General features: G+C 69.6%; 23 protein-coding genes. 10 read left to right on the plus strand and 13 right to left on the minus strand.

The annotated features are described in order from the left end of the window. Positions 1–65 precede the first annotated feature (65 nt). Entirely contained in the window at positions 66–1,505 is a 1,440-nt protein-coding gene (locus ACGFNP_RS26500; RefSeq protein ID WP_393323243.1) for an FAD-dependent monooxygenase, read from the plus strand. Here ACGFNP_RS26500 and ACGFNP_RS26505 read toward each other — a convergent pair. Continuing rightward, positions 1,480–2,733: a cytochrome P450 gene (locus ACGFNP_RS26505; protein ID WP_393323246.1), complete on the minus strand. Its 1,254-nt coding sequence runs from the start codon at positions 2,731–2,733 to the stop codon at positions 1,480–1,482. The genes ACGFNP_RS26500 and ACGFNP_RS26505 overlap by 26 nt on opposite strands. 31 nt (positions 2,734–2,764) lie before the next feature. After that, positions 2,765–4,309 carry a GMC family oxidoreductase N-terminal domain-containing protein gene (locus tag ACGFNP_RS26510; RefSeq protein ID WP_358330914.1) on the minus strand — a complete coding sequence of 515 codons (1,545 nt, stop codon included), beginning with the start codon at positions 4,307–4,309 and terminating at the stop codon, positions 2,765–2,767. 202 nt (positions 4,310–4,511) lie between these two features. Between ACGFNP_RS26510 and ACGFNP_RS26515 the strand changes: the two genes are divergently transcribed. Further along, positions 4,512–6,047 carry a long-chain fatty acid--CoA ligase gene (locus ACGFNP_RS26515; RefSeq protein ID WP_358330917.1) on the plus strand — a complete coding sequence of 512 codons (1,536 nt, stop codon included), beginning with the start codon at positions 4,512–4,514 and terminating at the stop codon, positions 6,045–6,047. Between the two features lie 25 nt (positions 6,048–6,072). On the opposite strand, the gene ACGFNP_RS26520 is transcribed toward ACGFNP_RS26515, so the two are convergent. Continuing rightward, positions 6,073–7,164, minus strand: coding sequence for a glycerophosphodiester phosphodiesterase (locus tag ACGFNP_RS26520; RefSeq protein WP_358330920.1), 1,092 nt, complete (start codon positions 7,162–7,164; stop codon positions 6,073–6,075). 62 nt (positions 7,165–7,226) lie between these two features. Beyond that, complete coding sequence (locus ACGFNP_RS26525; RefSeq protein WP_358330922.1) at positions 7,227–7,673, minus strand: SgcJ/EcaC family oxidoreductase; 447 nt, start codon at positions 7,671–7,673, stop codon at positions 7,227–7,229. Between the two features lie 93 nt (positions 7,674–7,766). On the opposite strand from ACGFNP_RS26525, the gene ACGFNP_RS26530 reads away from it, so the two are divergent. Further along, the gene (locus ACGFNP_RS26530) at positions 7,767–8,213 is read left to right on the plus strand and encodes a MarR family transcriptional regulator (protein WP_358330925.1); all 447 of its coding nucleotides are present in this window, start codon (positions 7,767–7,769) and stop codon (positions 8,211–8,213) included. Positions 8,214–8,216: 3 nt separating this feature from the next. Further along, on the plus strand, positions 8,217–8,861 hold the full coding sequence (locus ACGFNP_RS26535) for an HAD-IA family hydrolase (RefSeq protein WP_358330928.1): 645 nt from the start codon (positions 8,217–8,219) through the stop codon (positions 8,859–8,861). A 7-nt stretch (positions 8,862–8,868) separates the two neighbouring features. Here ACGFNP_RS26535 and ACGFNP_RS26540 read toward each other — a convergent pair whose 3' ends face one another. Together ACGFNP_RS26540 and ACGFNP_RS26545 are read right to left on the minus strand one after the other, a co-directional pair. Further along, positions 8,869–9,729, minus strand: a complete 861-nt coding sequence (locus tag ACGFNP_RS26540) for a TlpA family protein disulfide reductase (RefSeq protein WP_393323253.1) — start codon at positions 9,727–9,729, stop codon at positions 8,869–8,871. Positions 9,730–9,772: 43 nt separating this feature from the next. Next, on the minus strand, positions 9,773–11,662 hold the full coding sequence (locus ACGFNP_RS26545) for an ABC transporter ATP-binding protein (protein WP_393323256.1): 1,890 nt from the start codon (positions 11,660–11,662) through the stop codon (positions 9,773–9,775). Between the two features lie 269 nt (positions 11,663–11,931). On the opposite strand from ACGFNP_RS26545, the gene ACGFNP_RS26550 reads away from it, so the two are divergent. Continuing rightward, positions 11,932–12,102: an SflA family class IV lanthipeptide gene (locus ACGFNP_RS26550; RefSeq protein WP_358022491.1), complete on the plus strand. Its 171-nt coding sequence runs from the start codon at positions 11,932–11,934 to the stop codon at positions 12,100–12,102. 143 nt (positions 12,103–12,245) lie between these two features. Further along, positions 12,246–14,813, plus strand: a complete 2,568-nt coding sequence (gene lanL, locus ACGFNP_RS26555; protein WP_358330936.1) for a class IV lanthionine synthetase LanL — start codon at positions 12,246–12,248, stop codon at positions 14,811–14,813. A gap of 18 nt (positions 14,814–14,831) precedes the next feature. Here the strand turns inward: lanL and ACGFNP_RS26560 are convergent, their stop codons facing one another. Continuing rightward, positions 14,832–15,773, minus strand: a complete 942-nt coding sequence (locus tag ACGFNP_RS26560) for a GlxA family transcriptional regulator (RefSeq protein WP_393323261.1) — start codon at positions 15,771–15,773, stop codon at positions 14,832–14,834. Positions 15,774–15,844: 71 nt separating this feature from the next. On the opposite strand from ACGFNP_RS26560, the gene ACGFNP_RS26565 reads away from it, so the two are divergent. Beyond that, a complete protein-coding gene (locus ACGFNP_RS26565; protein WP_393323264.1) occupies positions 15,845–16,735 on the plus strand; it encodes an NAD-dependent epimerase in 891 nt (296 codons plus the stop codon). Position 16,736: 1 nt separating this feature from the next. Here ACGFNP_RS26565 and ACGFNP_RS26570 read toward each other — a convergent pair whose 3' ends face one another. Beyond that, entirely contained in the window at positions 16,737–17,687 is a 951-nt protein-coding gene (locus ACGFNP_RS26570) for a helix-turn-helix transcriptional regulator (RefSeq protein WP_393323267.1), read from the minus strand. Positions 17,688–17,748: 61 nt separating this feature from the next. Between ACGFNP_RS26570 and ACGFNP_RS26575 the strand changes: the two genes are divergently transcribed. After that, the gene (locus ACGFNP_RS26575) at positions 17,749–18,894 is read left to right on the plus strand and encodes an epoxide hydrolase family protein (protein ID WP_393323270.1); all 1,146 of its coding nucleotides are present in this window, start codon (positions 17,749–17,751) and stop codon (positions 18,892–18,894) included. A gap of 74 nt (positions 18,895–18,968) precedes the next feature. Here ACGFNP_RS26575 and ACGFNP_RS26580 read toward each other — a convergent pair whose 3' ends face one another. Further along, the gene (locus tag ACGFNP_RS26580) at positions 18,969–19,406 is read right to left on the minus strand and encodes a MerR family transcriptional regulator (RefSeq protein WP_358330950.1); all 438 of its coding nucleotides are present in this window, start codon (positions 19,404–19,406) and stop codon (positions 18,969–18,971) included. Between the two features lie 36 nt (positions 19,407–19,442). Between ACGFNP_RS26580 and ACGFNP_RS26585 the strand changes: the two genes are divergently transcribed. Next, a complete protein-coding gene (locus ACGFNP_RS26585) occupies positions 19,443–20,084 on the plus strand; it encodes a class I SAM-dependent methyltransferase (protein ID WP_393323275.1) in 642 nt (213 codons plus the stop codon). A gap of 234 nt (positions 20,085–20,318) precedes the next feature. After that, on the plus strand, positions 20,319–20,822 hold the full coding sequence (locus ACGFNP_RS26590; RefSeq protein ID WP_393323278.1) for a DUF6939 family protein: 504 nt from the start codon (positions 20,319–20,321) through the stop codon (positions 20,820–20,822). A gap of 213 nt (positions 20,823–21,035) precedes the next feature. On the opposite strand, the gene ACGFNP_RS26595 is transcribed toward ACGFNP_RS26590, so the two are convergent. From ACGFNP_RS26595 to ACGFNP_RS26610, 4 genes are all read right to left on the minus strand, one after another. Beyond that, on the minus strand, positions 21,036–22,295 hold the full coding sequence (locus ACGFNP_RS26595; protein ID WP_358330959.1) for a cyclopropane-fatty-acyl-phospholipid synthase family protein: 1,260 nt from the start codon (positions 22,293–22,295) through the stop codon (positions 21,036–21,038). 4 nt (positions 22,296–22,299) lie between these two features. Then, on the minus strand, positions 22,300–23,649 hold the full coding sequence (locus ACGFNP_RS26600; RefSeq protein WP_358330962.1) for an FAD-binding oxidoreductase: 1,350 nt from the start codon (positions 23,647–23,649) through the stop codon (positions 22,300–22,302). A 130-nt stretch (positions 23,650–23,779) separates the two neighbouring features. Continuing rightward, the gene (locus ACGFNP_RS26605; protein ID WP_393323283.1) at positions 23,780–24,772 is read right to left on the minus strand and encodes an NAD(P)-dependent oxidoreductase; all 993 of its coding nucleotides are present in this window, start codon (positions 24,770–24,772) and stop codon (positions 23,780–23,782) included. After that, on the minus strand, positions 24,769–26,307 hold the full coding sequence (locus ACGFNP_RS26610) for a serine/threonine-protein kinase (RefSeq protein ID WP_393323286.1): 1,539 nt from the start codon (positions 26,305–26,307) through the stop codon (positions 24,769–24,771). Before ACGFNP_RS26610 ends, ACGFNP_RS26605 begins: the two co-directional genes overlap by 4 nt. Between the last annotated feature and the right edge of the window lie 52 nt (positions 26,308–26,359).

A 26,359-nucleotide genomic window follows, 5' to 3' on the forward strand; every position in this document is an offset into this window, starting at 1 on the left:
ACGACAATGGTTACAGTGTTCCCACAAACGGGAACACCGTTCCCACAACCGGAAGGGGAAGCGCCATGCACGACGTCATCATCGCCGGAGGCGGCACGGTGGGCCTGAGCGCGGCGGTGTTCCTCGCGCACCACGGCGTCCGGGCGCTGGTGGTCGAGCGCCGGCCGGGGCCGCAGATCCATCCGCGCGCCACCGGCCTGGGCATGCGCACCGCCGAACTGCTGCGCGAGGTCGGCCTGGAGGAGGCCGTCAACGAGGTGGCGGTCAACATGACCGGCATGACCCTCGGCAAGATCACCGTTGACACGCTGGCGGGGGCCGACCTGGCCGCCCTGGCCAAGACCGTCCCCACCCGCGCCCAGACCGTCGCGAAGATGGACTACACGCCGGCCCGGATCCGCGGCACCTGCCCGCAGAACCGGCTGGACGCGGTGCTCCTCGACAAGGCCCGCGACCTGGGCGTGACCGTCCGCTACGGGGCCGACGTGGTCTCGGTCGAGCAGGACGGCGAGGGGGTGACCACACAGCTGTCCGACGGGACCGCGCTGCGGGCCCGCTACCTGGTCGCCGCCGACGGCGCGCGCAGCAAGGTGCGCTCGGAGCTCGGCATCGGCCTGTCGGGCCCCGGCGTGCTCGGCCCCTCCATGAACAACATCCTGTTCCGCGCCGATCTGAGCGGGCTCACCGGCGAGTACACCTTCGGCCTCTGCGAGATCACCAACCCGGCGGCGCCCGGCATGATCATCACGATCGACGGCAAGAGCGAGTGGGTGTTCCACACCGGCCTGGAGCCCACCGCCGACCTGATCAGGACCGCGATCGGCGACCCCGGCCTGGACGTCGAGATCCTGAGTGTGCTGTCCTGGCGGGGCCGCGCCCAGGTGGCGGACCGGCTGTCGCTGGGCCGGGTGTTCCTGGTCGGGGACGCGGCGCACGCCGTACCACCCACGGGGGCCTTCGGCCTCAACACCGGCGTCGCGGACGCCCACAACCTGGCGTGGAAGCTCGCCTGGGTACTGTCGGGCAGGGCCGCGCCCGGCCTGCTCGACACCTACCACGACGAGCGGCGCCCGGTGGCGGTGCTGGCAATGGAGCAGTCGCTGCTGCGGATGCGCGACCTGAGGCTCCACTTCGACGGCGGCCCGGACGCGCCCCGGCTGCGTGCCGAGGCGGGCGCGGTGAACGCGCCCATCGTCCACCTGGGCTACCGCTACGGCGCCACGATCAGCGAGCTGCCCTCGACCGAGGACGTGGCGCTCACGCTGGACGGCTCGCCCGGCTCGCGGCTGCCGCACGTCTGGGTCGGCGACCGCTCCACGCTCGACCTGGTCGGCTCGGCGTTCTGCGTGTTCGCCGCGGCGCCGGTGACCGGGCTCGACGTGCCGGTGCACGTGGTCGACGGCTGGCCGTACGGGACGCTGCTCGTACGACCGGACGGGTTCGTGGCCTGGCGCGGCGAGGAAGGGCTCGCCGAGGCACTCAGAAGGTGTACTTCAGGTGCTTGATCCCGTTGATGAAGTTGGACAGCAGGAAGTCGGGCTCCCCCTCCGCCCTGATGCCCGGCAGGCGGGTGAACAGCTCGCGGAACATCACGGTCATCTCCCTGCGCGCCAGGTGGGCGCCCAGGCAGTAGTGCGGGCCCGGGCCGCCGAAGCCGACGTGCGGGTTCGGATCGCGGGTGATGTCGAACGCGTCGGGGTCCTGGAACACCGTCTCGTCGCGGTTGGCCGAGTTGTAGAAGAGCAGAACCTTGTCGCCCTTCTTGTAGTGCGTGCCGTTCATCTCGTGGTCCTGGGTGAGCGTGCGGCGGAACTGGATCACCGGCGTGGAGTAGCGCACGATCTCGTCGCACGCCTTGGTGACGCGGCCGTCGAAGTCGGCAAGGAGCAACTCCCGCTGGTCCGGGTGGTCGGTGAAGAGCTTGAGCCCGTACGCGATCGCGTTGCGGGTCGTCTCGCTGCCGGCCACCACCAGCAGGATGAAGAACGAGCCCAACTCCTGCGAGGTGAGCCGCTCCTCGCCGTTGACCAGCAGGCTGACCAGGTCGCCCGTGGGATGCTTGCGCCGCTCGTCGCCCAGGCGGGCGGCGAGGCGGTTGAGAGAGAAGCCCGCGTGCAGCAGCTTGGCCAGGCCCCGGGCCACGTTGACGCGGCTGAACTCGGGGTCGATGCCGGTGTACTCGGGGTCGGCGTTGCCGAGGATCACGTTGGTCCGGCGAAGCACCATGTCATGAAATGTGGCCGGAATCCCCATCATGTCGCAGATGACGCGGACGGGGAGCCGGGCGGCGATCTGCGCCACGAAGTCGCCCGGACCCTCCTTGATCGCCTGGTCCACGATCTCGGCGGCGGCCGTGGCCAGGTCCTCTTCCATCTTGGACAGGATGCGCGGGGTGAACGCCCTGGACACGATCCTGCGCAGCCGCGCGTGCCGCGGGTCGTCCATGTTGATCATCGACCCGAAGTACACGGCCAGCCAGCGCGGCATGTCGGGCACGCTGTTCGAGCACGGCTCGCTGCTGAACACCGCCGCGTTCCTGCTGGCCTCGGAGACGTCCGCGTGGCGCACGAGGGCGTAGTAGCCGGGGCCGCCCTTGATGAACGGCACAGCCTGCTCCGTCAGGAACACCGGCTGGTCGAGCTGCCGCAACCGGCGGAAGGCCGCCATGCGCTCGGCCTGGGGCAGCCCCCAGAACACGAGCTGCGAGATGTCCAGGTCACTGGAGATCGTCATGAACCAAGCCTTCTGCAAGCGCTCACTTACGTCAAGAGCGCTCGGCGATGAGCTCGGCCCCCTTCTCGCCGATCATGATGGCCGGGGCATGCGTGTGCCCGCGGTTGAGGGTCGGCATGATCGACACGTCCACGACCCTGAGCCCGTCGAGGCCGCGTACCTTGAGCGACGGGTCGACGACCGACTCGGCGTCGGTGCCCATGCGGCAGGTGCCGACCGGGTGGTAGAGGGTCTCGCCGCGCTCGCGGATCCACTGGGCGAGCTCGGCGTCGCTCTCCGGCCCCGCGTACGGGGCCATCGGCCCGCCCGCGTACGCCTTCATCGCGGCGGTGGCGAAGACCTGTTTGGCCGTCTTCAGCCCGGCGACGAGCCGCTTGACGTCGGCCTCCTGGGTCAGGTAGCCGGGGTCGATCACCACCTCGCGGCCGTTCAGCCCGATCCTGCCGCGGCTCTCCGGCTGCAGCAGCACCACGCCGACGGTCAGCCCGTGGCCGGTCGGCGGCGTGAGGCCGTGGTCGATGAACGGGCCGGGCGCGAAGATCAGCTCGATGTCGGGGGCGGGCTCCTCCGGCGAGGTCCTGATGAACGCCACCGCCTCGCCGACGTTCGTGGTGAGCATGCCGGAGCGCAGCACGATGTAGCGGAGCAGGTTGCCGATCGACTCCGCCTTGGTCAGCGTGACCGGCTGCTTGGACTGCACGTACACACCCGTCGACAGATGGTCCTGCAGGTTCTTGCCGACTTCCGGCAGGTCCCGCACGATCGTCACGTCCGCGTCGCGCAGCTCGTCGGCCGCGCCGACGCCCGAGCGCATGAGCAGGTACGGCGAGCCGATCGCGCCCGCCGACAGGATGACCTCCCGCTTGGCCCTGACCTGCGCGCCGCCGCCGTGCTCGATGCCGACGGCCCGCGTGCCCTCGAAGACCACCCGGTCCACGGTCGCGCCGGTGATCACCGTCAGGTTGGGCCGCTTCAGCGCCGGGCGCAGGTAGGCGTCGGCGGCGCTCCACCTCCGGCCGCGGTGCTGCGTGACGGGCGTAGGACTGTAGCCCTCGTTGGAGCGGCCGTTGAGCTCGTCGAGCCGCTCTAATCCGAGCTCGCCGCAGGCTTTGAGGAAGGCCGCGGTGGTGACGTTGGGGCTGCGCAGCTCGGAGATGAACAGCGGGCCCGCCGTGCCGTACGCGCCGCCGCCGTTGCTGCCTACGCGGTGCTCGGCCTTGGTGAAGTACGGCAGGACGTCTTCGTAGGTCCAGCCGGGGATCCCCCACTGGTCGTAGTCGCGCTGGCAGCCGCGCACCCACATCTGCGCGTTGAGCGACGAGGAGCCGCCGATCACCCGGCCCCTGGGCCAGTAGAGCTCCCGGCCGGACATCTCGCTCTGCTTGGCGGTCGAGTAGTTCCAGTCGTAGTCGGTCTTGAACAGCTTGGCGAAGCCCGCGGGCATGCGGATCTCCAGCTTGTCGTCCTGCCCGCCCGACTCGACCAGCGCCACGGACACCCCTGGATCGGCCGACAGCCGGTTGGCCAGGACGCACCCCGCCGACCCCGCCCCGACGATCACGTAGTCGTACTCCATCGCGCCCCTCCCAGGGGTAAGTAATCTGGTACTTGCTTACTCCAGGCGGACTACGGCGTCCATACACCTATCTGCCCCCAGTGTTACCCATGGTGGGCCGCGTCCAGCGGAGTTCGGCAGGTTATGGAGTTTGCACCTACCGGTCGGTATGTCCTTGCTGCGATGATGGCGCCGCAAGCCGCATACAGGGAGGAAGGCGCTCATGCTCAACCTGTCGATCGTCCTGGAGGACAGCGCCAGGAACACCCCCGACGGCACCGCCATCGTCTTCGGTGACATGCGGCTGCCGTACTCGATGATCGACACAGTGGCGAACCAGGTGGCGAACCTGCTCGTCTCTCGTGGCATCGCCAAGGGCGACAAGGTCGCGCTCGCCTGCCCGAACCTGCCGTACTTCCCCTTCGTCTACTACGGCATCCTCAAGGCGGGGGCGACGGTGGTGCCGCTCAACGTGCTGCTGCAGTCGCGCGAGATCGCCTACCACCTCGACGACAGCGACGCCAAGGCGCTGTTCTGCTTCGAGGGCACGCCCGAGCTGCCGCTGGGCGAGCGGGGCAAGGCCGGGTTCGAGGGGGCCGAGGGCTGCGAGCACCTGTTCGTGCTGCCCGCCACGCCGCTGGCGACCGAGTCGGAGTACGGCGAGTCGATCTGGGCGGCGCTCGGCGGCATGCCCGGCGAGTTCGAGACCGTGCAGACGGCGCCCGACGACACCGCCGTGATCCTCTACACCTCCGGCACCACCGGCCAGCCCAAGGGCGCCGAACTCAGCCACCAGAACATGCTGCTGAACGCCATGGCCAGCGACAAGATGTTCCCGCGCGGCGACGGGGGCGACACCTATCTGGCGGTGCTGCCGCTGTTCCACTCCTTCGGCCAGACCGTCGTCATGAACACCGGCTTCCTGCGCGGCGCCACCGTCGTGCTGATGCCCCGCTTCGAGCCGGGCGAGGCGGTCGCCCTCATGCGCAAGGAGGGCGTCACGTTCTTCGCCGGGGTGCCGACGATGTACTGGGGCATGCTCACCTCGATCCACGCCGAGGGGGCCGACGTGCCCACCACGCTGCGGATCGCCGTCGCGGGCGGGGCGTCCTCCCCCGTCGAGGTGCTGAAGGACTTCCAGCAGACGTTCGGCCTCGGCATCCTGGAGGGCTACGGCCTGTCGGAGACCTCCCCGGTGGCCAGCTTCAACCAGCTCGGCCGGCCCACCAAGCCGGGCACGGTCGGCACCCCGATCTGGGGCGTCGAGATGAAGCTGATCGACGGCGACTGGAAGACCGTCGAGGGCGAGGGGCCCGGCGAGATCGCGATCCGCGGCCACAACATCATGAAGGGCTACTACGGGCGCCCCGAGGCGACGGCCGACGTGCTGCGGGACGGCTGGTTCCGTACGGGCGACATCGCCACCCGCGATGCCGACGGCTACTACTCGATCATCGACCGCTCCAAGGACATGATCATCCGCGGCGGGTTCAACGTGTACCCGCGCGAGCTCGAAGAGGTCCTCATGACGCACGAGGCCGTCTCGCTGGCGGCCGTCGTGGGCGTGCCGCACGAGTCGCACGGCGAGGAGATCAAGGCGTACGTGATCCGCACCCCCGGCTCGACCACGACCGAGGAGGAGCTGATCGCCTGGGCCAAGGAGAACATGGCGGCCTACAAGTACCCGCGCGTCGTGGAGTTCCGCGACGCGCTGCCGATGACCGCCACAGGCAAGATCCTCAAGCGCGAGCTCAGGTAGCCCTGTTCTCCAGCCTGGTTCCCGCCTATCGGGACCGCTGCGCGGCGACGGCCCGGCCCATCGCCGGGTCGTCGCAGAATGCGCCGTCCACGCCCAGGTCGAGCAGCCTGGTCAGCCAGCCCATCACGTCGCCGGTGGCGCGCGGGAACGCGGGGCTGGCTGGGTTACCCAGCCGGTAGTCGAGGGGGAGCTGGGAGTTCTCGTTGCGGATGGTCCAGACGTGCACGTCCAGCCGCCTGCGGTGGGCGTCCGCGACGAGCGTGGTGGGCTCCGTCAGCTTGCCGTCCGCGCCCACCGGCACGACGCGGCGGGTGTCCACACCGATCCCGTTCGCGTACGAGGCCACCTCGCGCAGCCCTTCGGGCTTCACCATGTCGTCATAAGTGCGCGGATCGCCGGCCGCGACCCAGTCGTACGGCGCCCCACCGAACGTGATGAGCTGGATCAGCGGCAGCCTGGTCTTCTTGCGCAGCTCCCGCAGGTTCGCGGTCTCGAACGACTGGATGTACGCCTTGCGCACGTGGTTGGCGTTCAGGATGTCGAGCAGCGGCTCCTCCAGCGACAGGCCGATGGAGTCGAAGTACGTCGGATGCTTGGTCTCGGGATAGACGCCCACCCCGTGGCGCTGCGCGAGCCGCACGACCTCCTCGAACGTCGGGATCTCCGCCACCCCGTCGAAGGCCGTGTTGTCGGGCCGCAGGTCGGGCACGCGTTCCTTGGCCCGCAGCGTCTTCAGCTCGGCCAGTGTGAAGTCCTCGGTGAACCAGCCGGTGATCGGCCGCCCGTCGACCGTCTTGGTGGTGCGCCGGTCGGCGAACTCTGGATGCGCCGCCACGTCGGTGGTGCCGGTGATGTCGTTCTCGTGCCTGGCCACCAGGATGTGGTCCTTGGTGGAGACCAGGTCGGGCTCGATGTAGTCGGCGCCCATCGCGATGGCCGCCTCGTACGAGAGCAGCGTGTGCTCGGGACGGTGGGCGCTGGCGCCGCGGTGACCGATGACGACGGGAGCCTGGGCGCGGCGCTCGGCCGTGGCGGCGTGGGGCTGGAGCAGCACGACGGCGACCGTACCACCGGTCAGGACGGCCAGGGCACTCGCGAATAATCTGCGCGTCAGCATGCCGGGAACGATAAACCGGCAAAGTGGCCGGTGAGTGACGACCGGGCACACAGCCGTTGATCTCATGACCGGCGCGGCGCGGCGGCCGGGGTGACCTTGAACGTGATGCCCTCCATCAGCCGGTTGCGCTTGGTGTTCTGGAAGGCGGCGATGCGCCACCGGCCGTCGGCGTCGCGGACCAGCGTGTACGTCTGCACCTTGGGCAGCTTGCCCGGCCGCTTCTTGGCCACGTCGCCCCGGCCGAGCACGACGGCCGTGTCAGTGCCGTAGAGGCGGACCTCGACGATCTCGTTGAACATCCTGGTGCCCTTGAGCACGCTGTCGAACAGCGCCTGGTGCCCGCCCGCGATGTCGGCGCGGCCACGGTAGACGGCGCCGAAGAACGCCGTGTAGCTCGCGTCCTCGGTGAAGCAGGCGGCGTAGGCGTCGCCGTCGCCCCGGTTCCAGGCGTCCTCCATGGCCGTGAACAGCTCCCGGATGGCCTGCTGGGCGTCGCGCGTGGTGTTCATCCTCTACCCCTCTGATAGCTTACTCAATGCAGTGTCTGCATTTAAGGTTTATCTGCTTTCTTGCAGATATTAGATTAGAGAAGAGGGTTCGCAGTGTCAACAGACCCGAGCGCGGTCTTCCGCCGCTACCTGAGCGCGATGGTGCTCAACAGCCTGGCGAGCGCCGAGGCGGCCGGCCTGAACGCGACCGACTACTACGCGCTCAATCTGCTCGACCTGGCGGGCCCGCTCACTTCGGGCGAACTGGCCGCCCAGACGGGCCTCACCACGGGCGCCACCACCCGCTTGATCGACCGCCTGGAAAAGGGAGGCCATGTCCGCCGGGTCCCGGATCCGGCGGACCGGCGCAAGGTCATCGTGGAGGCCGCCGGCCAACCGGAGTCCCTGGACGAGGTCCTGGCCGGCACTCGGCGGCGGCTCGGCGAGCTGCTGAGTGGCTATTCTGAGGAGGAGTCAGCGATCTTGTTCGACTTCTTCCATCGGGCCGCGGCCGCCTATCAGGAGGCGACGGACGAGCTCGTCAACAGCAGAAAGGGCTGAGCCGTGCTGGCGCTCTTCGACCTGGACAACACCCTGATCGACCGCCTCGACGCCTTCCGTCGCTGGGCCGCCGAGTTCGCCGCCGACAGGGGGCTGGGCTCGGAGGACGTGGCCTGGATGATCGAGCTGGACGCCGACGGCTCCTTACCGATGAGCACCTTCTTCACCCACGTCCGCGAGCGGTTCGCGCTCGCCGAGTCGGCGGACTCGCTGTGGCGCGGCTACCGGGAACGCCTGCCACAGCTCGTCACCTGCCGGCCGGCCGTACTGGAGTCCCTCGATCGGCTGCGCCTGTCCGGCTGGATGGTGGGCATCGTGACGAACGGCATGACCGACAACCAGTCCGGCAAGATCCACCACAGCGGCCTGGTGGACCGGGTGGACGGCTGGGCCATCTCCGACGCCGAGGGCGTCAGGAAGCCGGCGGCCGAACTGTTCGAGATCGCCGCCCAGCGCTGCGGCACCACGCTGGCGGACGGCGACTGGATGGTGGGCGACGACGTGGAGAAGGACGTGGCGGGCGGGCGGAGCGCGGGCCTCCGCACGATCTGGATCGACCGCGGCTTGTCCCCCGGGCTGTCCCCGGGAGCCGACCACGAGGTGACCGACGTACTGGACGCGATCGCCCTGCTCGACGTCGTCCCTTAGAGGGGCTTCAGGCTGGGAGGTTGCCGAGCAGGGCGTTGAGCGCGCCGGGCTCGGCCGCGCCGCCTGCCGCCAGGACGACGCCCTGCCGGTCCGTCAGCACCGCGTACGGCGGCCAGGGGATGCCGTGACGGTCGAACACCCCCGGATCGATCACCAGCGGCAATGAGACCTCGTGCGCGGCCAGGTAGTCGCGGACCTGCCCCTCCTCCGCGGCGCTCACCAGGACGACGTCCACCCGCTCCGCCGCGACGAAGGCGGGCAGCATGGCGCTGCAGACACCACACGTCGGCGCGATCAGGGCGTACAGGACGCCGAGCTTTTCCGGGGTAAGGGCCGCGGACTGTGGGGTCACATCCCAGTGGGTGCCGGGGCGGGGGCCGACGCGGCCGCGCTCCGCTGCTCCGATCAGCCGACCCGGCAAGAAGGTCAGCGCGAGGTACGCCGCTCCCACCAGCAGGTGGACAAAGCTGAACGGAGAAGCTCCCGCGACGGCGGCCATGACCGCCAGCGCCGCGAGCAGGCCGGTACGGGTCACGGTGGCGGGGCCGACGAGATCGCGGTCGCCGAAGCAGCCGCAACCGACGCTCAGCCCGCGCCGCAGCACGGACGCCATCGCGGCGAGGAAGGCGGCGAACAGCACCGCCGCGAGGAGTGCGCCCCAGCGCCGGGTGGGTGGCGCGGTGAGCAGCCCGGCCGCCGCCAGCTCCGCACCCACCACCACGACGGCGGCGGCGACCGTGAGCCGCTGCGGGATCAGCTGGTAACCCGCGATATCGGCGGCGAATCCTGACAGGTCACGAGCCTTGCTCACGGCCGCGTACAGCAGCACCGCGATCAGAGCCGCATAGGCCGACGTCAGAATGATCACCGGACCGCCCCGGAGCGTCTCACGGGAGCATCGCGCCAAGCGGTCATGTGACCGCCTCCCGGTAGGCCTGGGCCTGGAGGGTGTACATGTCGGCGTAGGAGCCGCCCTTCTCCATCAGCTCGGCATGCGTGCCCTGCTGGGCCACCCGCCCGTGGTCGAGGACGTAGATGCGGTCGGCGTACCGGACGCTGGCGAGCCGGTGCGTGATGAGGACGATGGAGCGGCCGTCGGCGTGCTTGCGGATGCGCTCGAACAGGGCGTGTTCGGCGCGCGCGTCCAGCGCGGAGGTCGGCTCGTCGAAGATCACCAGGGCGGCGTCGCGATAGAAGCCACGGGCCACGGCGATCCGCTGCCACTGCCCGCCCGACAGGTCGTGGCCACCTCGGAAGCGCTGGTCGAGCAGCGAGTCGTACCCTTGTGCCAGCCCCGCCACCACCTCGTCGGCCCCGGCGGCGGCCGCGGCGGCGGCCAGGCGCTCTTCGTCCAGCGGGCGGCCCATGAGGATGTTCTCGCGGAGGGTCAGCGGCCATCGGGTGTGGTCCTGGGCGATCACCGAGATGAGCCCGCGCGTGTCGAGGTCGGCCAGGTCGGCGCCGTCCCAGCGGATCGTCCCCGAGTCCGGCCGGTACAGCCCGGCCAGCAGCTTGGCCAGCGTGGTCTTGCCGGAGCCGTTCTCGCCGACCAGCGCGATGACCTCGCCGAACCCCACCGAGACGCTGATCCCGGTGAGCGCGGGGCCGCTCGCCCCCGGGTAGCTGAACGTCACCTGGTCGGCGGTCAGCCGCCCGGACGGTTCCGGCGCCGCCGTACCGGATGGCTGTCGCACGCGCGAGGCGGCCAGCGCGCGGAACGACAGGTAGTCGCCGAAGTAGAGGCCCGCCTCGTACAGCCGGTTCATCATCTGCACCAGCGCGGCAAGTGACATCTGGCCGGCGCGGATGGCCAGCACGGCCGCGCCCGCCACCGCGAGCGGGATGACGCCGAGGGCCAGCAGCCCGGCGAGCGCGGCGTAGACGGCGACGGTCGCGGCGCCGGTCAGCAGGTCGCCGGCGGCCTTGGTGACGGCGCGGCGGCGCGCGACGTCGAGTTGCACATCCTGTTCGAGGTCGGCGACGTTCCCGTACTCGCCGAGCAGGAAGTCGCGCAGCGCGAACGCGCGCACCTCGGCGGCGGGCAGCCGCTCGGCCATCAGGTCCGACAGCATGAACTTGCGCCGCCGCGCGGCCGACAGCCGGTAGTACGCCTGGTACTGCAGGCGTGCCGCCCGTATCGCGGCCCAGCCCGCGGGCACGACCGTGACCAGCAACAGCGGTGTCAGGAGCGGGTGCATGAGGCCAAGCGCCACGGCCGAGGCCAGCACACCGATGGCTCCGCCGATCACGGCGACCGTCGCCTCGACCACGCCCGCGGCGTCGGGCACGCCGCTGTCGCGGGCCCTGCGCATCGCGTTGTGGAACTCGTCGTCGTCGAACGCGGTCAGCTCCACCTGGGTGGTCAGCTCGAAGAGCCGCGTCTCGGCCAGCCGTTCGACCTGTACTTTCAGCCGCGCCTGGGCCCAGGTGGCGGCGGTCAGCAGCGTGCCGCGCAGCCCGGCGGCGGCAGCGACGAGCGCCAGCGAGGGCAGCGCCGCCCGGATGCGCTCGGGCGTCGGCCCGCCGGCGAACAGCGAGGCGAGCACGTCGGAGGTCGCGACCAGGCCGTAGACGGTGAAGACGCCGGCCACCAGGTTTCCGGCCAGCGCGATGATCGTGTCGCGGCGGTGGGCCTCCCATGCCATCCGCAACGCGGACATCACCAGGTACGGCAGGCGGCGCGCGATCTTCGACAGGCTCGCCGTCAGGAGTTCGTCGTCGTGGCTCTCCCAGTAGGCGACCGCCAGTCCCGACCTGTCCGCCGGAACGTCCGGGGTTCGCTTCTTCCAGAACGACTTCATGCGGGTGACCAGATCACCTAGCCAATCTAGGTGACCAATGTGTCAGCGTAAAGCCCTGTTGTAAATGATTTGTTCCGGAGGCGGTGCGACCTGGCACTTGTTGAGTGGCGTCTGGACATGGTTGGTGAAATATGCACATAATGCGTCCGTTTGGCCGCGACAGGCGATTCCTATCGCGGTCAGGGCGCGGGTAACGGCACCTACCCAGTGCCGTCCCGAGGCTCGAATCCACCGTCGGCCACCTACCGGTGGCCAAGGAAGGAGCCCTCATGTCCGTTCTTACGCTTGAGCCCCGCGACGCGGGCGTTCTGGAGTACGAGGACCTCGCCATCGACTTCGAAGGCGAGCTCACCGCACTGCTCCACGGCCCGCAGGCTTGCGTCAACACCTGCAAGCGCACCGTGTGCTCGACATTCCCCTGCTGCCCTTCGATCGTGTAATCGCGCGGTAACGCGTTCGGCGTCCACGGCGACGCACGACTTGTTCCGCAACGCGGCGGAAAGGCCATCGGCGCACTTCCGGTGGCCTTTCTTGGAGCATCCGGCCGCCCCGGCGCAGAAGGGTTATCCCGTTGACAGTAAATGTGGTTGTCACCCTTACCCATTTTGCCGATTCGAATAATAGGGAAATCTACGAGGGCGACACCTGGGTCAGTGTTCACGACCCGCGTGCGACGACGCCCAACCAGGGCTGGAAGCTGCACGTCTCCGCCCGTCCCGGCACCCTGGCCGCCACGCTCGACCGGGTCCTGCCCGTCCTGGCCGACGTGTCGTGCGACTTCAAGGTCGCCTGCTCGCCCGGCAAGCTCGCTGAACTCAACTCCGGAGACCTCGACCCAGGCGCGGTCGGCAAGGCCATCACCATCTACCCGCAGCCGGACGAGGTCGTCCCCCTCGGCCACCGGCTGGCCGAGGCACTGGCGGGGCTGACCGCGCCGCGCATCGTCAGCGATCGCAGAGTGCGCCCCGACGCACCGGTCTATTACCGGTACGCCCCCTTCGCCCCGCAGTACCGCGTAGACGAGAACGGTGACTTCGAGCTGATCATCGTCGCTCCCGACGGCGAGCACCTGCCGGGCGCGGCAGGACCCGAGTTCTCCTGCCCGCCGTGGGCGACCGACCCGTTCCGCCCGCAGGGCGGCGTCCCGGGCCCGTCCCGGGAGAGCGTTGACAGGCCTGAGGCGCCCGCCAAGCTGATAGGCAACCGGTACCGCCTCACGTCCGGCGTCATGCGCGGCCCGCGCGGCAACGTCTACCGGGCCGAGGACGCCGACGGCCGGCCGGTCGTGGTCAAGGAGTCCCGCGCCTACGTGGGCGAGAACGCCGAAGGCTGGGACCTGCGCATGTACCTGCGCAACGAGCTGCGCATCCTCAAGGCCCTGGACGGCGTCGCGGGCGTCCCCACGCCGATCGACCACTTCCGGCACGGCGACGACGAGTTCCTGGTCATGACCGACGCCGGCAGCCTGGACCTCAACCGGTTCGTCGGCGAGCGGGGCCGTTTCACCGAGGACGGCGACCCCACCGAGGACAGCGGCGGCAGGAACCTCGCCGCGCTGGCGGGCCGGTTGCTGGAGGTGCTGGACACCGTGCACGCGCGCGGCGTCGTCGTCAGGGACTTCTCCCCCAAGAACGTGGTGCTCGGCGAGGACGGCGGCTGCACGCTGATCGACTTCGGCAACAGCAGGTACGAGGGGCTGCAGCTTCCCGGGTGGAGCCGTGGCTACAGCGTGCCCGGACAGCAGGCGGATCACCCCTCCGAACCCGCCGACGACTACTTCTCGCTCGGGGCGACGCTGTTCTTCGCGGCGACCGGGATGAACCCCATCATGATCGACTCCGACCAGGCCCGGAACGTCGAACGGACGTTGATGTGCTTGGCGCGGATGTTCCCCGGCGTCACGACGGGCGTCATCGGGCTGCTGCCACGCCTGCTGAGCCTCGACGCCGGGGAGCGTGTGTCGGCCGCGGCCGACATGAGGGCCGGAGCCGGGCCGTCGGGCCGTACGGTGTCGCGATCCGACGGGGTGCGGTTCACCGGTGATCTGCTGTCGCGGGTCCTGGACCACACCACCCGCGCATGCGTACGGTTCGCCGAGGGCCTGATGGACGGCCCGGCGGACCGCACGTCGAGCCCGCCGGTGACGAACGTCTACGGTGGGTCGGCCGGCGTCGGCATGGAGTTGCTGCACCACCCCGAGGCCAAGGCCGTCGCCGCCGACCTGGCTCGCTGGACGGCCCGCGTCATGCCGCCCACCGCGCTCCCCCCGGCGCTCTACTTCGGCCGAACCGGAACGGCGCTGTTCCTCGCCGCCGCGCGGCTGACCGCCGTCCCCGAACTGCCGGATCCTGGGCCGATCGTCTTGGAGGGCGAGCAGCGCGCGGACCAGGCGCACGGCGTCGCCGGGATCGGCGCGGGACACCTCTCGCTGGCCGCGCTGGAACAGGATCCCCGCCACCTGGAAGTGGCCGCCGAATGCGCCAGGCTGCTCGTCTCCGGTGAGGTGACGGACTCCAAGGACGCGGTGGCACCGGCCCAGGCCGGTTCGGGGGTGAACGTGGAGATGGCTTTCGCCCACGGCGCCGCCGGCTGCGCGGAGTTCCTGCTCTCCTACCACGAGGCCACCGGCGACCACGACGCCGGGCAGGCGGCCAGGGAGCGCTTCGAGTCGCTGGCCACCGCCACCGAGGCCATGCTCGGCGAGCTCACCGGACCGGACGCCAAGGCCATGGGCGCGTCCTGGTGCCAGGGCATCTCCGGCATCCTCGGCCCGCTGGCGCACGCGGCGACCGCGTACGGCGAGGACCGCTACCTCGATCTGGCGGAGCGTGGCGCCCGCGCGAGCCTGGCCATCGCACCGCAGGCGTGGGTCGTGTCCCAGTGCTGTGGCCTGGCGGGCATCGGCGAGGCGCTGATCGACCTGGCGATGGCCACCGGCGACGACGGCTACTGGCAGGGCGCCGAGGAGGTCGTCGAGCTGATGCTGATGCGCGCGGGCGGCGAGGTCTCCACACCGGTCTTCACCGGCAACGACCTCGACAAGCCCGGCTACACCTGGGCGACCGGCGCGTCCGGCGTCCTGTCGTTCCTCCGCCGCCTCGACCGCCGCACCGGCCCTCGCCTGTGGACGGCGAACTGGCGCCTCCCCTGATGGACGACAGCACTGAGCTCACGAGGACGTGGCAGTGGGCATCCGGGTGAAGCTCGCGCGATAGGCGCTGGGAGTGAGCCCGACCCGGCCGACCAAGTGCTTGCGCAGGGAGTCCGCGCTGCCCAGGCCGCTCTTCTCCGCCACCTGATCCATGGGCAGCTCGGTGGTCTCCAGCAGCTCTCTGGCCCGGTCGATGCGCCGGTGCAGCAGCCACTGGAGCGGGCTCAGCCCGGTCTCCGCGTGGAAGCGCCTGGTCAGGGTACGCACGCTTGCCTTGGCGTGACCGGCCAGGTCGGCCAGGGTGAGCGGGCGATCGAGGTGCGCGAGCGCCCAGGCCCGGGTGAGGGCGAGTGAGGTGCCGCGCTCGGGAGGCAGCGGGGTCTCGATGAACTGGGCCTGGCCGCCCGGCCGTACGGGAGGGACGACCGCGAGCCGCGCGGCCGCGTTGGCGACCGCCGCGCCGTAGTCCACCCTGACCAGATGCAGGCACAGGTCGATGGCGGCGGCGGCGCCGGCCGAGGTGAAGATGCCGCCGTCCTCGACGAAGAGGAGGTCGGGCTGGACCTCGACCGAGGGGAAGCGGGTGGCCAGGTCGGCGGCCAGCCCCCAGTGGGTGGTGGCGCGGCGCCCGTCGAGCAGGCCGGCCTGGGCCAGTACGAACGCACCCGTACACAGGGAGGCGATTCGTGCGCCACGGTCCGCGGCCTTCCTCAAGGCGTCGAGGGTCTCCATGGGAGCCTGCTCGCCGCCACTGCCGACGGCGATCACCGTGTCGGCGCCCTCCACCGTGTCCAGGCCATCCGTCACCACGATGTCAGGGCCCCCGACGGTCGGCATCAGGCCGGGCCGCGCCGTACAGACGCGCACGTCATAGTGGGGAACGCTGTTGAACACCATGAGAGGGATCGAGACGTCGAAACCCAGCACGGGGGGCACGACGACTGCGGCGACACGGTGCATGGCCAGATCCTCCGGATAGTCGGCATTCCGGCCACTATGCTACGAGGCCGCAAGTCGGCACCGTTGTCATCATGAAATTTCACGTGATCGTGGGTCGCGGGGCCGCCGCGTCGAAGACCGCTCTGCTGCTGGCCGAGGACGGCGAGCGGGTACGAATGATCAGCCGGACCGGCGGCGGGCCCGAGCACCCGCTCATCGAAAAGGTCGCCGCGGACGCGACCGACACGGATCGGCTCACCCAGCTGACGGAGGGGGCGACCACGCTGTTCACCACCGCCGCCCCGCCATACCACACCTGGCCCGAACAGTTTCCGATCATCTCGGCGTCGCTGCTCACCGCGGTGCGGCGGACGGGCGTCGCCTACGTCATGCTCGGCAACCTCTACGCCTACGGGCCGGTGGACGGGCCGATCAAGCCGGACTTCCCGCTGGCCGCGACCGGGCCCAAGGGGCGGGCCAGGGCGCTTGTCTGGGAGGAAGCCGCCGCCTCGGGGGTGAAGGTCACCGAGGTGCGGGCCGGTCAGTTCTACGGCGCCGGCGCGTTCTCGGTGTTCAGCCTCATGGTGCAGCGGCAGGTTCTCGACGGCAGGCTCGCCCTGGTGCCGCAGGAACTCGACCTGCCGCACAGTTACTCGGCGATCGGCGACACCGCACGCACGCTGGTCGCCGCCGGCCGCGACGAGCAGGCGTACGGCCGGGCCTGGCACGCGCCCACCTCGACCCTGTCGGTGCGGGAACTGGCCGGGCGGCTCGCCGAGCTGGCGGGGGCGCCGAAGCCCCGGATGGAAGAGATGACCGAACGCGATCTGGCCCTGCTCGCGTTCACTGAGCCGTTCTGGGCGGAACTGCACGAAGTGCTCACCAAGCCCGGCCACCCGTTCGTCGTCGACTACTCCGAGACCGAGAAGATTCTCGGCGTGGGCGCCACACCGGTCGACGACGTGCTCCAGGAAATGATCTGAGTCAGTCGATGGCGTCGGCGAGCCGGGCGGTGAGATCTCGGATGTGGGCGATCAGTTCGGGTGGCTGGTGTATCCGGAAGCGGAAGCCGAACAGTGCGACGTAGATGGCGAGTTCGTCGAGTGAGTTGGATCCGGTATGGAGCAGGCAGCTGTCCGGGTCGACGGCCTCGATGACACCGACGGTGGGCGGGATCCGTTCGGCGGCGGTCTCGGCCGAGGCGTACAGGGTGATCCGGGCCTGGTAGCGGTAAGGGGCGGTGGAGACGCCGAGCGCGAGGTAGCCGGCGAGGTCGACGTCGGGTGCCTGCCGGGGCGTGAAGCGAGGGCCGGTGGGGATGCGGGGACGGATCCGGTCGACCCGGTAGGTCCGCCAGTCACCCCGGTCGGTGTCCCAGCCCACCAGGTACCAGCGCCGGCCCGTGTGGACCAGCCGGTGCGGTTCGGTTTCGCGTACCGAGTCGGTGCCGTCGTGGCTCCGGTAGTCGAAGCGGAGTCGTTCGTGCTCCCGGCAGGCGGCGGCGACGCCGGTCAGCACGTCCGGGTCCACGGTGGGGCCGCCGGTGGGGAGCGTCACGGTGACCGAGTGCAGCAGGTTGACCCGGTGCCGTACGCGCGACGGCAGCACCTGTTCGAGCTTGGCCAGTGCGCGTAGCGAGGTCTCCTCGATGCCGTTGACCGTACCGCTGGCGGCGGTGCGCAGCCCGATGGCGACGGCCACGGCCTCCTCGTCGTCGAGCAGCAGCGGCGGGAGCTTCGTTCCGGCGCCGAGCCGGTAGCCGGCCGCGCCAGGGGTTGCGTGCACCGGGTAGCCGAGGTCGCGCAGCTTCTGGATGTCGCGGCGCACGGTCCGCACGTCGACCTCGAGGCGCTGAGCCAGGTCGGCGCCGGTCCAATCGCGCGGGGTCTGCAGCAGGGAGAGCAGTTGCAGCAACCGGGCGGACGTTTCCAACATGTTCCGCAGATTACTGCTCCTAGGACAGAAACCGTCCTAGCTTGCTCGTAGCGTGTGCGACATGAGCGAAGAGATCACCGCATTTGAGATCAAGATTCCCCAGGATCGCCTCGACGACCTGCATCACCGGCTCGACCAAACCCGCTGGCCGGACGGACTGCCCGGCGCCGGCTGGGAGGCCGGGGTGCCGCTGGGCTACCTGAAGGATCTGGCCGCCTACTGGCGTACCGATTACGACTGGCGCGCCCATGAGGCGCGACTGAACGAGTTTCCGCAGTTCACCACCGACATCGACGGACAGACCGTGCACTTCCTGCACGTCCGTTCGCCGGAGCCGGAAGCGCTGCCGCTCGTCATCACCCATGGCTGGCCCGGCTCGGTCGTGGAGTTCATGAAGATCATCGGCCCCCTGACCGACCCGGCGAGCCATGGCGGAGACCCCGCCGACGCCTTCCACCTGGTGGCCCCGTCGCTGCCGGGCTTCGGCTTCTCCAGCCCGCTCGCCGCCCCGGGCTGGGACACCAGCCGGGTGGCCCGCGCCTGGGCCGAGCTGATGGAACGCCTCGGCTACCACCGCTACGGCGCGCAGGGCGGGGACACCGGGGCGATCGTCTCCCCCGAACTGGGTCGCATCGACCCCGACCACGTGATCGGGATACATGTCAACAACCTGGGCACCTTCCCCTCCGGCGATCCGGCCGAGCTGGCCGGCCTCACCGAGGCCGACCAGGCCCGCCTCGGGCTCATGTCGACCTGGAGCCATGACATGGCCGGGTACGCCATCGTCCAGTCGACCCGGCCGCAGACGATCTCCTACGCCCTCACCGACTCACCCGTAGGACAGCTCGCGTGGATCGTCGAGAAGTTCAAGGAGTGGACCGATCCGAGCGCCGACCTGCCCGAAGACGCCATCGACCGCGACCTGATCCTCACCGACGTCTCGGTGTACTGGCTGACCGGCACGGCCGGATCCGCGGCCCGCATCTACTACGAAGGTGCCCGCAGCTGGGGTCAGGTCCAGGCGCGGTCATCGGTGCCGACCGCGGTGGCGGTGTTCCCCAACGACCTCACCCTTCGGCCCCTCGCCGAACGCGACCACAACGTCGTGCGCTGGACCGAGTTCAGCCGCGGCGGGCACTTCGCCGCCATGGAGGCACCCGACCTTCTGGTCGACGATGTACGGGAGTTCTTCCGCCGGTTCCGCTGACGGCCGAGCTCGCCTGGTACGCGAGCTTGAGACCACCGTCCGGACCTACGCCGAGCGCTCCTGGCGACGGCGGGTCAGTGTGAATGAACCGCTTCGTGAGCCTCTTCGAGAGAAGCTCCCGCCAAATGCGCCGCGATCCCGCCGACGAAGTTAGGGCACTCGAAGATGTCCTTGTGCGGGCAGGCCAGGCCATGGGCGATGGCAGTGCGCGCCACCTGCGCCTGGGCAATCCGTTGATCCAGCTCGGTGAGTTTGCGTTGGTACAGCTCCCGCCAGCCGTCGCCGGTCGGCGAACGAGACGCGATGAACGCTTTGATCTCCCGCAGCGTGAAACCGACATCTCGCAGCATCACCACCACGCCCACCAGCCCGACCGCCGATGGCGGATAACGCCGTTGGCCGGAGACGCGGGCCGGCGCCGGGAGCAGGCCGAGCTCCTCCCAGTAGCGCAGGGCGGAGGTGGCGACACCGGTGCGGTTCGCCAGCTCACCAATCGTCAGCTGTTCATCCATTGACTTCAAGCGTACTTGAAGCCGTTGACTGCGATCATGCGATCTCTCAAGCAACGCGTGATCAGATACCTGGTGAGCCAGGCCCATCACCCCCGGGGCATCGTCGGGTGGGCGAACGGCTGGATGTTCGCCCATCGCCCGTCCAACCGGCAGCGCAACATCTGGGCGGTGTCGTTGCTGGACGTACGGCCCACCGACCGGGTGCTCGAGATCGGCTTCGGTCCCGGCGTCGCCATCGCCGAGTTCGCCGGCCGCGCCACCCGGGGCCACGTCTACGGCATCGACCACTCACGGGCCATGGTCCGGCGGGCCACCCGCCGCAACGCCGCCGCCGTCCGCGCCCACCGCGTGCACCTCACGCACGCCTCCGTGGAGCGGTTGCCGAGCTTCGGCGATCCGCTCGACGCCATCCTCGCCGTCAACTCCGCAGGGTTCTGGCCCGACCCGGTGGAACGGCTCCGCGAGCTACGCCGACTGCTCCGCCCCGCAGGACGCATCGCGCTCGTCAGCCAGCCCCGCTGCCCCGGTGCCACCCGGGACACCACAGCCCGAGCCGCCCAAGAACTCCAGAACCTGCTCACCCAGGCCGGCTTCACCCATCTCCGGGTCGAGACCCTTGAGCTCGACCCGCCCGTCGCCTGTGTGCTCGCCAACAATCCGACCGGTATGCCGTCATGACCGCGGACAACACACCGGCCGGCTTCCCCGCCGACGTCCTGCGGAAGTGGACCGCTGATGATCTACCGGGATTGTCGGCGCCGTCCGGCATGCTGGGCTCTGCCGCCAAGAGTTCGGAAGGGATGTCCTCGTGCCGATCCGGATCGCCAGCCGTCGTCGTTCGGCGGCCTCGCTCGCCAAGGCCTTCCCGGAGCTCAGATCATTGACGTCACCTCCAAGGCGGCTGAGCCATGGGTGCGGTTGAGCCCGTTCTATCCGCACGGCGGCATCACGGTGCCGCAGACGCCCGGCGTCACCGGTCAGTCGGTCGAAGGAATCTGGCAGGCACTCAAGGTCTTCGAAACCACGGACGTCGACCTCACCAAGCTGGACATCACCACCATGGTCGGCCTCAAGCGCACCGTCCGCAGATACGGCCAAGTGCGAGGCCACCGCGATGGCTTACGTGGGGAGCGGTTGCTGGGATACGAGACGGCAAGACGTCGCATCTACTTGCCCGCTTACCGGTGGGTCCTGGAGAACAAGACCACCGACCTGATCGAACGCCTCCGCGGCCTCGCCGACGAGCAGGAGGTTCTGCTGCTCGACTACACCACCAACGGCGAGGTCACGGATCCCGGGACGCCGCTGTCCCACGCCGCGCTCGTACGCCTCTACCTCCAGAACGAATGGCCTGACGAGGACGATCAATCGGTACGGCTGGATCGCACTGCCTGCAATTCGCTGGTCGTCCCCTGAGCGGCACGACCTGAGTCTCCAACTCGGTATCCCGGTGGTCTATCTCGCCCTGGCCGACACATCTAGCCGGTCCGGCGAAGCGTTCAGGACGAGCGTCCGAGCGGAGCGAGGTCCTTCAGGGGGCGGGCGTCAGCCCGCCTGGAAGAACGTCCGGAGCGAAGCGGAGGGCCTTTGGTGTGAGGGGCCGGCCAGAACCCCTCACACCGGAAAGCTCTAGGGCCAGTCGATCGACGGTCGCAGCGGGACCCCGGAGCGTCCCTCCGAGTCGAGTTTGACCCCCAGCACCTGGTGCAGCTGCACCTTGTTGCGTTCGAAGCCCACGATGCAGCCCGCCATGTACAGCGCCCAGACGCGGGCAGTGCCCATGCCCACCTCCTGCACCGCATCGGCCCAGTTGGCGTCGAGGTTGTCGCACCAGTGCCGGAGCGTCTTGGCGTAGTGCTCGCGGAGGTTCTCCTCGTGGCGGATCTCGAAGCCGAGGTCCTCCATCTGCCTGACCAGGTAGCCGACCGACTCCAGCTCGCCGTCGGGGAAGACGTAGCGGTTGATGAAGCCGCCCTTGTTGAACGTCTTCTCGGTGCCGGTCGGCCGGGTGATGCAGTGGTTGAGCAGGCGGCCGCCCGCCTTGAGCTTGCTGTTCAGGAACGAGAAGTAGGACGGGAGGTTGTGCTTGCCGATGTGTTCGGTGAGACCGATGGAGCTGACCGCGTCGAAGCCCGTCTCGACCACGTCGCGGTAGTCCATGAAGCGGACCTCGGCCAGATCCTGGAGCCCGGCGTCGATGATCGCTTTCTGGGCCCATTCGGCCTGCTGCTTGCTGAGGGTGACGCCGAGGGCCTTGACGCCGTAGTGCTTGGCGGCGTGCATGACCATGCCGCCCCAGCCGCAGCCGACGTCGAGCAGTCGCATGCCGGGCTCGAGGCCGAGCTTGCGGGCCACCAGGTCGAACTTGGCGTATTGCGCTTCCTCCAGCGTCGACTCCTCCGAGGGGAAGACGGCGCAGGTGTAGGCCATGGACGGGCCCAGGACCCACTCGTAGAAGCGGTTGGAGACGTCGTAGTGGTGGTGGATCGCCTCGGCGTCACGCTGCTTGGCGTGCCGGGAGCCGAGCTTGGCCAGGGTGCTCGAGCGGATCTCCTGCGGCGGCGCCGGGACGCGCATCAGGAGCGGCTTCAGCCCCAGCGAACGGACGGCCGCGAGCTTCTCCGAGGCCGTCAGGTCGTTGGTGGTGATGTTCCACATGCGGTCGAGCAGGGTGTACATGTCGCCGTGGATGTCGATGTGGCCGGAGATGTAGGCCCTGGCCAGGCCGAGCTCTCCGGGCGCCTGGGCGAGGTAGGCGACCGCTATCGGGGACTTGACCTCCAGGGCGAGGTCCGCGCCGTCGGGTCCCGCCTTGCTGCCGTCGTAGGCCATGAACGCGATGTTGGCTTCCGAGCCAACGATCTTCTCAAAGATGGATGCGAGAGCCATCTGCTCACCTTCCCCGTACACACTTGTCGTACAGGTCAAGCATTCGGCCGTTCGGGTCGTATTCCTGCTTGACCGGCCAGTAAGCATCGCCGTTGTACAGCTGCCAGAACTGCTCACGAGCGTAGAAAGAGGTCGAGTAAAGCGACTTGTGCCCGTCGAGTTCGTGCACCGAGTTTTCGATGAGACGGTTGTAGTAACCGTCGAACTGCCCCCGAGGCAGCGGCACCATTCCCCAGAAGCCGAAGTTGATGTACAGCTTGCCGGGCTCCATCGGGTAGATCGGCCAGCGGGACGAGGCCCGCAGCGGGCACATCCACACCGGCGTCATGCCGACCTTGTCGTGGAAGAACTCCAGGAACTCCGCGCCCCGCTCGACCGGGATCTCGACGTCCTGGATGACCGATTCCTGAACGGGCTGACCGCGCCATCGGTCGACGCGCGCGACCACGCCGTATTTCCGGTCGAGCGCGACCAGCCGCCGGTAGACGTCGGAACGCATCCAGCGGCGCGGCATCAGCGAGCGGACCACCGACTGCTGGACGCCGAAGGCACGCGAGCACCAGAACCAGTCGGTGTCCCAGCGCCAGAGGTAGTCGCGGATCGTCAGCCAGTCGCGGTTGCGCTGCCTGATCGACTGGTAGTAGATGCGCATGCCGGTGTAGTCGGAGGTGTAGGGGGCGCGCTCGGCGAAGCGGCCGACCGTGATGTAGAGCTCCCCCGGCTCGAAGAAGACGCCGTCGACGAAGTCGACGGGCTCCCCGTCATGCTCCATGCTGTCGCAGATCTCCTGCAGGGCCAGCATGCACTTGTCGGCGTCGGTGAACTTGACGTGCGTCAGCTTGACGTACGGCTCGACCTTCCTGAGCTTGATCTTGATGCGCAGGGCGTAGCCGAGCGTGCCGTAGGAGTTGGGGAAGGTCCGGAACAGGTCGCGGTGCTCGTTGTCGTCGCGGGCGATGACGACGCGACCGTCGCCGGTCAGGATCTCCAGCTCCTCGACCGACTCGTGCGGCAGGCCGTCCCTGAAGCTGGTCGACTCGATCCCGAGCCCCGTCACCGCGCCGCCCAGCGTGATCGTCTTGAGCTGGGGCACCACGTACGGCATGAGCCCGTGCGGCAGTGTGGCATCGACCAGGTGCTCGTAGGTCGTCATGCCCTGGACCTCGGCCGTCATCGTCACCGGGTCGACGCTGATGACCTCGTCGAGCTCCCTGGCGGAGAGCTTGGCGGTCTTGCCCGAGTCGCGGAATCGGAAGAGGTTGGACGTGGCTTTGGACAGCCGTGGCGAAGCGTCCCCCGGGAGCTCCGCGTACGACTGCCTGATGTGCTCTACTGCCCGTTGGTGTGTCGACATCGACGTCGTCACTGAAGCACCCCCTTGAGCTGGTAGAGATCGTCCTGAAGAAGGTATCTCCCTGGACTGACATCGACCAGACCGGGGTCGTTAAAGACACGAAAACTGTTTATCGTGCCAGGTCGTATGCCTACGCGGTGGGCGAACCCTTAAACTTCCGGCGGATGATCGGAGATATACCGTTTATCACATTCTCTACCTCGCGCCCGTCCAGCGCCGCCGTGAGGTTCGCCATAGTGGCCGTGAGCAGGCGTCCTGTGGACTCCGGCGTCACTCCGGCGACATGTGGCGACAGCAGCACCCCGTCGAGCTCGCGCAGCGGGTCGCCGTCGGGCAGCGGCTCGATGTCGAACACGTCGAGCGCGGCGCCGCCGAGATGACCCCCGGTGAGCGCACCGGCCAGCGCCGCCTGGTCGACGACCCCGCCCCTGGCCGCGTTGACCAGTAACGCGCCCTGCTTCAGCCGCCGGGGATCGATGAGGCCGCGGGTCTCGTCGGACAGCGCGATCACCACGACGACCACGTCGGAGGTGGACAGCAGCGGCTCCAGCTCCTGGTAGCCGGGCTCCTCGCGGGGCGTGCGGGTCCAGTAGGACACGTGGCAGCCGAACGCCCGGAACAGCCGGGCGCAGGCCGCGCCGATCGGGCCGAAGCCGACGATGCCGACCTGCCGGCCGTGCAGTTCGCGGGGCTGGAGGCTCTGCTGCGGCCAGTGGCCCGCGCGGACGGCGGCGTCGGCTTCGGCGAGCTTGCGGGACAGGGACAGGGCGGCGGCCAGGCACCACTCGGACACCGCGACGGCGCTGACGCCCGCCGTGTTGGCCAGCGGCACACCCGCGGCGGCCAGGGCGCTCAGGTCGTGGCCGTCGACGCCGACCGAGGGCTGCTGGACGAAGGCCAGCCGGGGCGCGGCGGCCACCGCCTCCGCGTCGAGCGCCATCAGCGCCGTCCAGTCGCCGAGCACGATCTCCGCCTCGGCCAGCGAGGCGAGGAGCGCGGCGCGGTCGCGGGCCGGCGGCACCCGCACGGCCACCCGGTCGCCGAGTGGCGCGAGCAGCCGCCGCAGCGGCTCCTCGGGGAGCGGCGGCAGCGCGAGGAGATCCCAGGGCGACATTGAACTCATGCGGCCACCGTAAAGCTGGCGATCACCTGCCGCATCAACCCCTGGTCTCGTTTCCACTGGGCCTCGGTGGCCGTCCACGACAGGATGTAGGCGGTGTCACCGATCGCCACCGCCCGCTGCATCTCGTGATACTTCGTGCCCTGCGTGCTCCACGGCGCGTCGCCGGTCGCCCCCGCCGTGTAGGTGAACTCCCATTCCACGGCCTTGGTCCCCTGGTGCGTGACGGCCCTGCGGCGCAGGGTCTGGAGGTCCGTGGCGTTCTGCTCGAAGGTCTCCTGCGAGTCGCGGACGAGCTGGTTCGGGTCGAGGTTGACGTAGACGGCCTCGACGCCCAGGTGCGCGGCCCGGTCCCGGCGGGTCCACTCGGTGTACGCCTCCTTGCGCGCGCCCTTCCAGCCGACGGGCCGCATGATCGACCAGCCGTCGGGCGACGTCCAGGCCCGTACCGTCGGCACGACCCTGGTGCGGGTGGGCGTCGGCGTGGGAGTGGGCGTCTCGCTGGCCTCGGCGCTGGGCGACGCCGTGCTCGGCGCGGCGCTGACCGCCACCGCGCTCTGCGTGACGACCGGCGCCCCTTCGGCCGCCCCGCTCAGCTTGAAGAAGGCGAACCCGCCGCCCGCGACCACCAGCGCCGCCGCAGCGGCGGCCGCGACGAGGGTACGACCGCCGCGGCGCTGCTTCGGCTCGACCACGACCCGGTCGTTGTTCGGCTGCTTGGCGGCGACGACGGCGGCCAGCAGCGCGTCGGCCTGCTCGGCGTTGACCCGTTCGTGCGGCTCCTTGCGCAGCAGCCCTTGCAGGGCCGGGTGCATGATCGGCGGGATCCGGCGGTAGTCCGGCTCGTCGCTCAGCAGCGCGTTCAGCGTGGCCATGGGGTCGCCGCGCTCGAACGGCGACCGCCCGACCAGCGTGGCGTAGAGCGTGGCGCCGAGCGACCACAGGTCGGAGGCGGGCCCGGACTCGGCCGCGCGCACCCGCTCGGGGGCCAGGAAGCTCGGCGAGCCGGTCACCATCCCGGTCTGGGTGAGCGACGCGTCGCCCTCGGCGGTGGCGATGCCGAAGTCGGTGAGCACGGCCCGGCCGTCGTCGGTGAGCAGGATGTTGCTCGGCTTGACGTCGCGGTGCAGGATTCCCTCCGCGTGCGCGGCCCGCAGCGCCGACAGGACCTGCCGGCCCACGTCGGCCGCCTGCCGCACCGGAAGGGCTCCGGATGTGGCGACGACCTCCTCCACGGACGGGTACCGCACCAGCTCCATGATGATCCACGGCCGGCCGTCCTCCTCGACCACGTCGTAGATCGAGACGACCGACGGGTGGTTCAACCGCGCCGCCACGCGTGCCTCGCGGGCGGTGCGGAGGAGCTGCCGTTCCTGGTCCGCCCGAGGCAGTCCCGGGGGGAGGAGCACTTCCTTCACGGCGATCTGCCGGTTGAGCAGTGTGTCGCGGCCCTCCCAGACCACGCCCATACCGCCCCGCCCCAGTTCGCGCAGTAACTGGTAGCGCTTGGCGACCAGCCGGTTGCTATCCGAAACCATGTCCAACCCTTATAGACCCACCCGAACAGTGGGCAAGTTTCCCATACCTCGC

The organism is Nonomuraea sp. NPDC049269 (assembly GCF_043197155.1).
Taxonomy (GTDB): Bacteria; Actinomycetota; Actinomycetes; order Streptosporangiales; family Streptosporangiaceae; genus Nonomuraea.